Here is a 10,419-nt window from a genome sequence, read left to right on the forward strand (position 1 = left end):
CGATACATGATGCTTGCAGTAGAAAATCGCGAATCAGAAGATTCTCGAACTTTAGGCGAGTTGTTTGCATACTTCATGGATGAGGTGGCCGATGTAACATTCATCTATGCTTTTAACATCATTATGGAGATTTTCTCAAACATGATGATAGAAGAATTTGATCTCGATGAAGAAAAAATATCTTTAATGATAGACAAGTTTGTATCTGCACTTACACCATCCATGCAACGTCATCTTCAGGCAGCATGATTGGTACTTAATTGCCAATTTTTATTGAATTATCAAGGTTCAACCGCAGTTTTGTAACTGCGAAGTTTCAGTTATTTAAATCATTTTTCTTCCCTTCCCCGGGCAATAAGCCAAATTGCAAATGCCAATATACTAATGATCATCACACTAAAACTATAGGGCATCCAAACAAACATGAACCTGTAGCTGATACGGGAGATCACAGAAATCAGAATCAAAACAATCAGAACCACGATCCCACCGTAAAGGCAAAGTTTCTTTTTCCAATAATCCAGCAACAATAGATATTGTGAAATGTTATAAACAATAGAGGAACAAAATTTGCACATATAGCCTGAGTAACAAATCCAAGATAACATGCGAGTAGTCTTCTTATAGTTCTTTTAATCCCTCTTTATCGAAATAATAGATGTTTTCTCTTTTATAGCCATACTTTGATCCACTGACACTGATATGGGGTTCAAATGTAAAAAGACTGACATCTGCAAGTTTCGTCCTGTTCCCTTTTTCAATATAGATCCTGTCTTCTTTCTTACGAACTATGGAATGTCCGAGATTGCCCATAAAATCAAGATTGATGTAGCCCTCTGTCTGAATGAACTCATTCATCTGATAATATAGCTCTTCAAATGTCATCTCAGGCCGTACGATTTCCATCATCCTGTTATGGAGTCGTTTTTCCATTTCAACACCTCTGCGCCATTCAGCGTTCATGATTGTGTCATATGATCGAACAGCTTTACCGTTTTGGACGATAACAGTTCTTGCATAATCTCCCCACGTTCCTTCCACCTGAGGACTGAGATCTATAGTGATAATATCATCCGTTGCAATATATCTTTCCGAAGTAATATATTCCCTTCCGGAAACTGAGACCGTTGTCTCGTCACCTGCAAAAACAAATGCTCCGATATCATAGTACCAGAAAGAATCTGCACCAAGTTCTCGCATCTTCTCTTCACACAGAAAGCGTATTTCTTTAAGTGGCATTCCGGGCTTTATTTCATCTATTATGTATTCGATAGTATCCTTAGCTATCTTCTGAACTTCTCTGTATGTGAGAATCTCCAGAACCCTTTTGATGTTCTTCTCATTCGGGACTATGGTATTTAAATTAACTTCCGGGTGTGCTGCCACATATGAAGTCAAAAATCCCATCAGATTGTCCTTCGTTTCCATGTAATCATCTATGATCCTTTGATCGCTTATACCAAGATTCTTCAGTATGATCGCTGAAACCACGCCCGTCCTGTCTTTTCCGGCACTGCAAAAATATAGTACATTGCTATCCGCATTCATTATTGTATGAATGATCTTATCCATATGTTCATCCATCATAGCAAGATAAGTTTCTGCAACAGCATCAGGTGAATTAGGTGTGTCTGCACCGGTCACCGGTAAATGATAATAGACAAAGCCTTCTTCATCCTCAAGTCTGCAGGGTTTAGCTAAATATTCTTTTTCTTCTCTCAGATCAACGACCGTTGTTATATCATTTTGAAGAAGCCACTTCACTTCCTGATCTGTAAGTTTTCCGGGATAATCGCTTCGTATATAACGTAGATTTCCTGTGGGTAGTGCCCTTGTATTTAATGTTGATTGTAATAATGTTCCCATATGCTATCCATTTTCCAAAAAAAATATTCCAATTTATCGCTCAATCCCCAATATGTGAGATTTCATTTTGAAACCATACTTTTCATACAAATGAATCGCCTTGTTGCCATCAACCACTTTAACTTCGATATGTCTGACATTGTTTTGGTCAAACACTAGCATCGCCCAGTCCATGAGTTCCTTTCCAAAACCTTTTCCCCTGAATTTTTCTTTTACCACCAAATAGTCCAGTATACCGATTTCTCCTTTAATATCGACTTTGCAGAAGCCGATAATCCGGTCTTCAATTTCAGTGACTGCAATATAGGATTTTTTCTCTCGTAATGCAGCCTCAAATGATTCCAGGATCTTTTCATATGGATTTAAAGGATAAAATCCTTTGAAATTCACAGAAGTTGTATTGTGATAGTCTGATAACTCACGAATACAATCGTACAGTTTGCTTACCTCGTTCGGTGTTATTTCTCTCATACTATTCCTCCTACAGATTTGTCAGTACCATACATTCTGTAGAATCAGTAAAGCCCATACTTTCATAGAGTGGTCTTCCCATTGCGGTTGCATCAAGACTGATCTCCGTTGCACCTTTTTCCCATGTTTTCTCGATCAGCATTTCAACCATTTTTCGCGCTATTCCCTGACGACAGTATTCACTTCTTGTGTAGACATTCATAAGATGAGCTCTTTTTCCTGTAGGGTGCGCAAAGGTTGGCATTATCCTGATAAAACTCATGGATGCACAACCAATAACTTTATCTCCGTCGCTAGCCAGAACAGTCATCTGATCTCCATTTAAAAAGTAATCACGACTTTCATTTATCACTTCATCTGAATGTTCATAATTTTCTGGTAGGTTGTTCACTACCGTAAGCATCTCAAGGCGAATACTCATCAGACAGTCTATATCATCTTTTGTAGCAATTCTTATATCAATCATTTTCATCTTCTCCTTTTTTATTCCCAGAACACACCACCTTATGAAAGGTATGCGGCTCATGATCTCATACAGAAGGTAGGAGCCTGCGAATGCTGCTATTGCAACCAACAGGTATACGATGACAGGAGCAAGGGACGGACATAATGTATGCAGATGCCATCCGCTGACCGCCATTATCAGGAAAAGGATTGGCCCTGGTACGTTGTTCATGGAATTAAAAGCACCGGACATCAGCATGTTGTAATAGCCAAGAACCCAGCCGAAAACCAGAAGGCCGATTGTTGATGGCACAAGATACTTTCTCGTCCTTACTCTGATGAATTCCTTCTCTGTTCGCTTAACCAGTTCATAGCGGGCTGACATGTTTGCATTCAGCCCAACGAATCATATTCTCTGTCAGTTTCATCTCCGAGTATCTGTCGCAGTCTATTACAGGACAGATCATCTGAAGGTCATATGGTTCCTTTTCAGCAAGTTCTTTTATAGGAATGCTTGCCAGACCACTTCCCATTGCTCTGTAAAATGCAATCGTCTCCTCAGAAGAACAGGCAGATATGTACAAAGCCTGTGCACCAGCTTTTATTGCTTCCGCTTTTCCCAATTCAAATAATCGTCTGCCAACACCTTGGCCCCTGCATTCAGAAGATACCTGCATCATATCAAGAATCATGTAAGGACCGTTTAGTTTCTTTAATAGCCCAATAAAGCCAACAACTGTATCATTTTCTAATGCGATGTATGTAATATAATCATCACTGCTTATTTGCTTTGCCACAGAACGCTTTTGGCTTAAGTCCCAATCTTCGGTATATTTGCATTCTACTAATGCATATTCTCCGTCTATTCTTCGATATACTTTATTTACATTCTGTTTTCTGTTATATGAATCTAATGCTTCTAAACAGAAATTTGTCTCTGATAATAATTCGATTTTTATCAATTACAACATCACCTCAATCCCCACAGCCGTTTTTCTTAATGTCCTTTATGCTTTTCTTTCTTTTTCTGTTCATCTACACGGATAAAGGTTCTTCTCCCTCATCACTCACATTTCTTAATATAATAAATGAATTCATTATCCCGACTCACTTCCACATATCCCAGCTTGGTATAAAAGGCGTTTGTTCTGACATTCCAAATGGGCGTATCTAATACAAATTCCTTTACATTTGAAAACATTGTCTCAATTTCATGCATCATGTAGACTCCATAGCCTTTGCGATAATGCTCTGGGCTTACAAAGATCCTTCCAATGTTCAACTTGTCTTTTTCCAAAAACAGAATCGCACCGCCAACAATTAGTCCATTGTCCGTGAGCATATACAAATGATTTGTTCTGGCCATCTTTGTGTGATAAGAAACAGACATATATCCAGGTGGCCCACCAGCTGACGGTGCTCCAACCAAAACATCGCTATCAAAGGCTCTTTTAGATATTCCATTAAGTGTCAAAGCATCAGAAGTGCTTGCTTTGACAAATTGTAGGCTCATATCTTTACCCCCTTCTTTTCATCATCAGATAGCAGTTAATCCCATTTTTATAAAAATCAGTTAGTTCTCCAACAGACTTATATCCCAGATTTTCATATAATTTCTTTGCCCTCGGGTTAAAATCATCTACAGTTAAAAAATATTTTGCTGAAGGAGAATCAGAAGCATTATCTTCAAAATACTTCATCAGCTGTCTACCGATACCATAACTCCTGTATTCTTCCTTTACAGCAACAATATGAAGATAAGGGCAGCTTCCAAAAACACCATTTGTCATGTAGTAAATAAATCCTAAACATTTCTCATTTTCATCCAGTGCTACATATACGTTTTTTTGTTCCACTGCATATGTAAGCATATTAGTTGCCTTTTCATGATCGCTAAAATACGCTCTTCCTAAATCAGAATTTTGCAAAATGTCTATGCAGCTATCAAGATATTTCATATCTGCAAGTTGAATATGTATATCCTTTTTCCACTTACGCTCTTCACACATGAAACTTTACCTCCGGCACCTTCGTCAAAATCGAAAACTATCTATACCTTACATAATCATCAAAAAACGCAGCGTTATATATATCTACAACCAACTCTGCATCAGACACCTCAGCATTTCTGAACTCAATCATTTTTTATTACCCCTCTTATTTCTATACCCATCCATCCCGGATATCATCACATTCAGTGATATCTCAAAGCTCTCTTTCAATGATATTGGATTTCCAAAGGAATTATGAATCTGAAGCATAATAAAACCTTCAAGAAAAGCCCTGTATGTTCGAAGCAAGTGATTAGCGATCTCACGATCTATCCCTAAGCCATCTGTCTGCTTGAAGAAAAAAGAATATAATCCTTCTGTGGCAGAAAGCAGCGCATCATCTGAGTATTTGTTATTCCAGAGCATCGCTTCAAATACGCCAGGATTCTCCATTGCAAACTTATAGAACTTTTTTCCGTACTCAAATAGATTTGCTTTTTCATCTGAAGAATCAATTCCTCTGACAACATCTTCCGATACAGTTTGCCACCCATATATCATAAGACTTCTGTGCATATCTTCTATGGTCTTCATGTGGTTGTACAATGACGGCTTCTTGATTCCTAAATATTCTGACAGTGTAGTAACCGACAAGTAAGACAGCCCCTTTTCGTTGGCCAGTTCTGCAGCTTTTTCTACTATTTCTTCTTTAGATAATCCTGTTCTTGGCATAACATCTCCTAATCAAAAATAGCTAACATTGTTAGTTAATATTATACTAACAATGTTAGCTATTTCAAGTATAAAGTGCAATATAAATTATCTTGTCAATTTGAATTTATCGACAGCATCTGACATATCATACTTGTACGGTCTCAATGACGCAAGTTTCATTGCTACATCGTACTCGGAAGGAAGCATCCTCGCTTCTAGAATATTTGCAAACAGCTTATAATGCTTGGAATACTGCCTGATCTTCTCAGTGTATGAACTTGTTTTTCTGAATTCCTCATTGATCCAACCTGTTGGCAGTCCATTTTTGTCGCCTACGGTATTTATTGCATCCTTCATTGAAGAAGAGGCAAAAATCAAACTATCAATATCCGTTGTAGAAGCCCGGAACCATCTTCATTTTATTCATCCACTTCCTCTAACAGATCTCGAATTGTATCCTCTTTCGGAACTGGAACCCAGTGTCCTTCAAGGCAAATAGCCGCCTCTGATTTCATTATGGTTTCGGATAATTTCTTACTCAGTACAGGATTCTTTTTCCATTCAGGAAATGACCCACAGGTTGCGTCCCCAACAAACAAAACTCCTTCTTGGGAAATTTCAATTAGAGTCGAATCATCTGTATGAGGTGATTCAGCCTGAAAAATCTTAATTGGGCAATTGCCTGCATCCAACACCATGCTGTCATGAAAAACAATGTCTGCCGGCGTTACTATCACCGGTTTGTTATATGAATACTCATTACGTATGCTCTCATGCATGTTCAGGAAGAACTCGTTCCCTTCCTGAGATAGCCTACGCTTGAAATCAAGCAAATACTCATTCGTGCGTTCATTAGCAAGACAAAGCCCATTTACCGCATGCATTCCAAATGTATGATCCCAGTGCCAATGCGTGATCACAGTGAGTTTTGGAAGCGGTAAACCATTCTCTTCCAATGCCTCATAAAATTCCCTGGTATGTGCCTCTGAATGGCCCGCATCAACAGCAAGACTCCAGTTATCTCCACGTATATATCCTAGATTAGGCCTGTCTCGCTCTTCTTCCATGGGATAGTACCAGATTCTATCCGATAATCTTTTCAGCATCTTCACACCAATTCTCTTTCTTGATTTCGATTTCTATATCATTCCTCTAATAGAGCAGCCCAGTAGCCATCAATTGCTGCTTTGTTATCGTATGAACTGAGTGCCATAAGCAAAAAGAATAATTTACTCACTTCCTCAAACGACGGCATCTCACAATATGTCTCATATCCCGCCTTGAATTCATCCCAGTCCTCAACCTGGTAATGAAGAAAGCTAAGCTCCCATTCTACAGGTCCAATCACATACGCATCTAAATCAACACACGCTACAATATTCTCATCGCAAAACAAGAACTGATCCGCGCAGATGTCGACCATAATTAGAGAATTCCCACTGTTTGAAAGCTTTTTATCCTTTATCTGCTCGTAACAACCCCTGACCTTTTTATCTGCATCATCATCCCCACTCCAATGCTCGCTAATACAATCTTCAATATATCTTCTGGCATTCTCAAAAAATAAATCTCCTTTTGAAACGCCCAAAAGTCCGGAATAATCGTACTTTGTCCTGTGATTATATCCAATAAACTGCCCCAGAGTATAAGCGTTTTTCTTTCCCTTTGGAAAAAAATCATTATCCCATGCTGTTCCTTCAACAAACTCAAAAACGCTTGCATCTTCATTGGCTGCTACAAACGGAGCCACTTTTATGTGAGGGTTAGCCTTCAAAGTATTGTAGATATTATGAAGACTTGAATTCTGCTCATTTACCGAATAACCAAACACCTTTCTCATCATTGTCCAGAACGGTGAAAAATCATCTCTTGTCATTAAGGGAGTCTTTAAAATATATCTTTTTCCCTCGTATGTAAAAAAACGAATTTCATTGGATGAGACTCCTCCCATCTCAAAAGAGGATTTATTCCTTTGAGCATATTCCAAAATCGTGTTCATTCCTTATAGTCCTCCGTAGAAATATACCAATTCTTTCCCTGCCTGCTTACCTCTGCCTTTTCTGACATTATCTTTGACTTGCACCACTCGACAACATCGACTTCATCAAATATTAGTGAGCCACCTACATATCCTATTGTATAATATAGTCGTTCGATCAGCTAAGGTATATATATGAGCAAAAGATATTTTATTGATAGTGAAAATGTCGGGGATAATTGGATATCTCTGCTTGATACTGTTGCAGAAGAAGATGAGATTCTTGTTTTTTATACTGCGAAAAGTCCGCATATGAATTATAAAAATCTGATCACACTTAAGAAGTCTCCTAAGGATGTGACATTCATCGAATGCTGCGAGGGTAACAATGCACTTGATTTCCAATTATGTACAGAGCTTGGATACCAGGTCCATGACATTGGGGATGATGAATACATTATCGTTACCAATGACACTGGCTATGATGCAGTTGTTAAGTACTGGAAATACAGAGGAATTGCATTAAAGCGTATCACCGGAAAGGCCTGTATGCAGAAACAACAGTCCTCCGATAAAAAAGATGAACCAGATCCTGTTGATATAGAAACTGTTATGCCCAAGCCCGTTGAAATCCCGGACGATGGAATCCCGGATGAGGCAAAAGAGATCCTCTATATCTTAGGGCGGGATCAGCTGCAACCACTTCACGAGTCGCTGCACCAGATTTACGGAAAACAGGGCGTCACCTATTACAATGCTTTTAAGTCTAATGCGACTTATAACAGTTACATTGAGAACCACAAAAAGAAGAACCTTGCAGACAAACAGAAATCTTACTGTCAGATAGTTTTTGCACATGCCAAGGGCAAGACTGCAATGCCATCTGATTTTCCGAAATTTGTAACTGAAACCTGGAAGAAGAAAAAGAATCTCAATTCATTTCGGTCTTCCTTGCAGACCAAATACGGAAAAGATGCTAGTGAGAAATACTATACTCTGATCAAGGCTCATATAAAAATCTTAGACAAAATCAAATAAAGGAGAGCTGATCGATCCTGCGAGGGTTTATCCCTCGCTGTTTTTATGCTGCAAGAGACAGATCGTTTTCAACTTCATTCCCCCAGGTATCCCATCCTGGAGTCTTCTGCCGGGTAAACAGTTCCACACGGGGAACATCTCCCACAAGTCTCACAATCCGCCCACGAGTCTCTGCTGGTTTCTTACTATGCTCTTCGATGTGGCTGATAATCACCTAATGAACCGCTGAGTCGATTCGCTTCGGATGTCCTTTGGTTGCAAGGAGGCACACCTCAGCGTTGGATCTTGTCCAGTAGCCCATGCCCCAGAAAAGGGAATCCGATTTTTTATTTTGCTTGGCGGCGCAGCATCAGTAAGCTCAAAATCTAGGAGATATGCTGTTTATTTTCAATCATTCTGTAAAAATCAAGAAAATAGTCAGAACCTTCCATCCATAACTTTGAATCAAAATCGTACAAACATTTACAAGCATCCGAATCCAAAAGCTTATTTCTTGCTTCATCAATTGAGATATTCTCTTCCATTGCCATGTCTTCAATAGCATTAGTAAGAACCATATCAGCACAAGCATTCATTTTATCAGATGACATATTTCCTTGCCTCATGAAACTCCAAACAGCCAACCGCATATTCTGTAAGGAAACTTAGGATCACTTGTAAGATAAAAACCTTTGCCAAAATCTTTGCCATTCATGCACTGGTTCAAATCAATGTTTTCAACACTCGTATAACTACCATGGTAAAGAAGCATCCCATCTTTTAATTTCATAGAGCTGCCCCTTTCCGCTTCAAAACATTACATATATCATCCAAATTGTAGTCATCTCCACTAACATGAAAAACATCATAGCATGACTCTATGTACTGCCAGATATTATATTTTGTAAAAATTCTGTTTGCAGCCGCCCTGGTAAGCTTATATCTTTCGCTAAAAGCACCTACTAACCTTATTTCCATATACAGAATTTCATTTATCATTATGCACACCCACTACTTTCTTGATAATGCAACTGTTTTCTTCTCCTTAATTATACAATCTTTTCTAAAAGAATGTCATTTCTTTGAAAATAATACGACCATGCCTGATGATTTCTTTTTGTATTCCATACCTTGGAATGATTATTTTTAGAACTATCTGTATCATAATTGTCTATCATTGGATATAGCGGCATCTGAAAAGCAACTTTTACTTCGCCCTTATCTCTTGCCAACATTGAGATGGCTGCAGTTAATCCACCTCCCGCACTCTCTCCCCCAACCATTATCTGGTCTGGGTTTATTCCAAGTTCTTTAGCATGGTCTTTAATATACAAGAGTGTGGCATAGCAATCATATAAAGCTGTAGGATATGGATGAAACAGCGACAAATGATACCCCGGAGCTATAACTACAGCGCCATGATTTCTCACAAGATCCGCTGCCCGTCCAATATAGGCCATCTCTTTCATTCCTGTCATATATCCACCACCATGAATCCACATAACTCCCGGCGCATTTGAAGGTTCATTTATGGGTCTCAATATCAGCAGCGGAATCCTTCTTCCGTTTGCTGTTATAAAGTAAACTTTGGCGCAACGTAGGCGAAAACCCACAGGCTTGCCTGTGGGATGAAGCCTTTTTCTATTTTGACAAACACATAGAATAAATATATAATCTATGTATTAAACATAAAGGAAAAATACAAATGAATAATTCGAAATGCGTAGAGTATGTGAATTCTCATGTAGACGAAATTGCTGAATATGTAAATGAGTGCTTTGATCAATCAAAAGAATTCATAAAAGCAAGGCTGATTCGTCGGATAAGAGATGAATTGTCACCCACTCCAGTTCACTATGAGATAAAATATGTCTACGATCCTTATGATCATTCTGGAATACTTGTAGAAGACGGATATATTTCGCTCGAACAGACTGT

Annotated in this window: 17 protein-coding genes and 2 pseudogenes; 3 read left to right on the forward strand and 16 right to left on the reverse strand. The window is 38.6% G+C overall.

All coding sequences use genetic code 11. The features are described 5' to 3' along the window. A pseudogene (locus tag G622_RS26265) lies at positions 1-249 on the forward strand (IS4 family transposase); the annotation flags it as partial. Positions 250-621: 372 nt separating this feature from the next. On the opposite strand, the gene G622_RS25495 reads toward G622_RS26265, so the two are convergent. The 11 genes from G622_RS25495 to G622_RS27195 all read right to left on the reverse strand — a co-directional run bounded on the left by G622_RS25495 (position 622) and on the right by G622_RS27195 (position 7,646). Next, positions 622-1,866 (reverse strand): tyrosine-protein phosphatase, encoded by a 1,245-nt coding sequence (locus G622_RS25495; protein ID WP_081675413.1) that lies wholly within the window; start codon positions 1,864-1,866, stop codon positions 622-624. A 33-nt stretch (positions 1,867-1,899) separates the two neighbouring features. Further along, positions 1,900-2,337 carry a GNAT family N-acetyltransferase gene (locus G622_RS0119325; RefSeq protein WP_026512024.1) on the reverse strand — a complete coding sequence of 146 codons (438 nt, stop codon included), beginning with the start codon at positions 2,335-2,337 and terminating at the stop codon, positions 1,900-1,902. Positions 2,338-2,347: 10 nt separating this feature from the next. Continuing rightward, positions 2,348-3,166: a GNAT family N-acetyltransferase gene (locus tag G622_RS26650; protein ID WP_242833031.1), complete on the reverse strand. Its 819-nt coding sequence runs from the start codon at positions 3,164-3,166 to the stop codon at positions 2,348-2,350. Next, positions 3,150-3,743, reverse strand: a complete 594-nt coding sequence (locus G622_RS23850) for a GNAT family N-acetyltransferase (protein ID WP_081675414.1) — start codon at positions 3,741-3,743, stop codon at positions 3,150-3,152. Before G622_RS23850 ends, G622_RS26650 begins: the two co-directional genes overlap by 17 nt. A gap of 101 nt (positions 3,744-3,844) precedes the next feature. After that, a complete protein-coding gene (locus G622_RS0119340) occupies positions 3,845-4,294 on the reverse strand; it encodes a GNAT family N-acetyltransferase (protein ID WP_026512026.1) in 450 nt (149 codons plus the stop codon). A gap of 4 nt (positions 4,295-4,298) precedes the next feature. Next, positions 4,299-4,790 (reverse strand): GNAT family N-acetyltransferase, encoded by a 492-nt coding sequence (locus G622_RS0119345; RefSeq protein ID WP_044913979.1) that lies wholly within the window; start codon positions 4,788-4,790, stop codon positions 4,299-4,301. A gap of 129 nt (positions 4,791-4,919) precedes the next feature. Beyond that, complete coding sequence (locus G622_RS0119355) at positions 4,920-5,504, reverse strand: TetR/AcrR family transcriptional regulator (RefSeq protein ID WP_026512028.1); 585 nt, start codon at positions 5,502-5,504, stop codon at positions 4,920-4,922. A gap of 87 nt (positions 5,505-5,591) precedes the next feature. Continuing rightward, a complete protein-coding gene (locus tag G622_RS0119360) occupies positions 5,592-5,864 on the reverse strand; it encodes a hypothetical protein (protein ID WP_026512029.1) in 273 nt (90 codons plus the stop codon). 41 nt (positions 5,865-5,905) lie between these two features. Next, positions 5,906-6,592: an MBL fold metallo-hydrolase gene (locus G622_RS0119365; protein ID WP_044958164.1), complete on the reverse strand. Its 687-nt coding sequence runs from the start codon at positions 6,590-6,592 to the stop codon at positions 5,906-5,908. A gap of 38 nt (positions 6,593-6,630) precedes the next feature. Further along, positions 6,631-7,485 (reverse strand): hypothetical protein, encoded by an 855-nt coding sequence (locus G622_RS0119370; protein WP_026512031.1) that lies wholly within the window; start codon positions 7,483-7,485, stop codon positions 6,631-6,633. After that, positions 7,482-7,646 carry a DUF3781 domain-containing protein gene (locus tag G622_RS27195; protein WP_081675416.1) on the reverse strand — a complete coding sequence of 55 codons (165 nt, stop codon included), beginning with the start codon at positions 7,644-7,646 and terminating at the stop codon, positions 7,482-7,484. The genes G622_RS0119370 and G622_RS27195 overlap by 4 nt, the downstream gene beginning before the upstream one ends. Positions 7,647-7,659: 13 nt before the next feature. Between G622_RS27195 and G622_RS0119375 the strand changes: the two genes are divergently transcribed. After that, entirely contained in the window at positions 7,660-8,502 is an 843-nt protein-coding gene (locus G622_RS0119375; RefSeq protein WP_026512032.1) for a PIN domain-containing protein, read from the forward strand. 43 nt (positions 8,503-8,545) lie between these two features. Here G622_RS0119375 and G622_RS25510 read toward each other — a convergent pair. From G622_RS25510 to G622_RS23855, 5 genes and pseudogenes are all read right to left on the reverse strand, one after another. After that, a pseudogene (locus G622_RS25510) lies at positions 8,546-8,839 on the reverse strand (MT-A70 family methyltransferase); the annotation flags it as partial. Positions 8,840-8,867: 28 nt separating this feature from the next. Next, positions 8,868-9,092, reverse strand: coding sequence for a hypothetical protein (locus tag G622_RS0119380; RefSeq protein WP_026512033.1), 225 nt, complete (start codon positions 9,090-9,092; stop codon positions 8,868-8,870). Between the two features lie 11 nt (positions 9,093-9,103). After that, complete coding sequence (locus G622_RS25515) at positions 9,104-9,271, reverse strand: DUF3990 domain-containing protein (RefSeq protein WP_196814247.1); 168 nt, start codon at positions 9,269-9,271, stop codon at positions 9,104-9,106. Then, positions 9,268-9,480 carry a DUF3791 domain-containing protein gene (locus tag G622_RS0119390; RefSeq protein ID WP_026512034.1) on the reverse strand — a complete coding sequence of 71 codons (213 nt, stop codon included), beginning with the start codon at positions 9,478-9,480 and terminating at the stop codon, positions 9,268-9,270. Before G622_RS0119390 ends, G622_RS25515 begins: the two co-directional genes overlap by 4 nt. A 50-nt stretch (positions 9,481-9,530) precedes the next feature. Then, positions 9,531-10,094, reverse strand: a complete 564-nt coding sequence (locus G622_RS23855) for an alpha/beta hydrolase (RefSeq protein ID WP_242833032.1) — start codon at positions 10,092-10,094, stop codon at positions 9,531-9,533. Between the two features lie 92 nt (positions 10,095-10,186). On the opposite strand from G622_RS23855, the gene G622_RS0119400 reads away from it, so the two are divergent. After that, on the forward strand, positions 10,187-10,419 hold a 233-nt coding region (locus tag G622_RS0119400), incomplete at its 3' end, for a hypothetical protein (RefSeq protein ID WP_026512035.1).

The organism is Butyrivibrio sp. LC3010 (genome assembly GCF_000424385.1).
Lineage (GTDB): Bacteria > Bacillota > Clostridia > Lachnospirales > Lachnospiraceae > Butyrivibrio.

Coding starts and splice junctions, on each gene's coding strand:
- G622_RS25495 (WP_081675413.1), bottom strand. CDS start 1,866: ATGGGAACATTATTACAATCAACATTAAATACAAGGGCACTACCCACA.
- G622_RS0119325 (WP_026512024.1), bottom strand. CDS start 2,337: ATGAGAGAAATAACACCGAACGAGGTAAGCAAACTGTACGATTGTATT.
- G622_RS26650 (WP_242833031.1), bottom strand. CDS start 3,166: ATGTCAGCCCGCTATGAACTGGTTAAGCGAACAGAGAAGGAATTCATC.
- G622_RS0119340 (WP_026512026.1), bottom strand. CDS start 4,294: ATGAGCCTACAATTTGTCAAAGCAAGCACTTCTGATGCTTTGACACTT.
- G622_RS0119345 (WP_044913979.1), bottom strand. CDS start 4,790: ATGTGTGAAGAGCGTAAGTGGAAAAAGGATATACATATTCAACTTGCA.
- G622_RS0119355 (WP_026512028.1), bottom strand. CDS start 5,504: ATGCCAAGAACAGGATTATCTAAAGAAGAAATAGTAGAAAAAGCTGCA.
- G622_RS0119365 (WP_044958164.1), bottom strand. CDS start 6,592: ATGCTGAAAAGATTATCGGATAGAATCTGGTACTATCCCATGGAAGAA.
- G622_RS0119370 (WP_026512031.1), bottom strand. CDS start 7,485: ATGAACACGATTTTGGAATATGCTCAAAGGAATAAATCCTCTTTTGAG.
- G622_RS0119375 (WP_026512032.1), top strand. CDS start 7,660: ATGAGCAAAAGATATTTTATTGATAGTGAAAATGTCGGGGATAATTGG.
- G622_RS0119380 (WP_026512033.1), bottom strand. CDS start 9,092: ATGTCATCTGATAAAATGAATGCTTGTGCTGATATGGTTCTTACTAAT.
- G622_RS25515 (WP_196814247.1), bottom strand. CDS start 9,271: ATGAAATTAAAAGATGGGATGCTTCTTTACCATGGTAGTTATACGAGT.
- G622_RS0119390 (WP_026512034.1), bottom strand. CDS start 9,480: ATGATAAATGAAATTCTGTATATGGAAATAAGGTTAGTAGGTGCTTTT.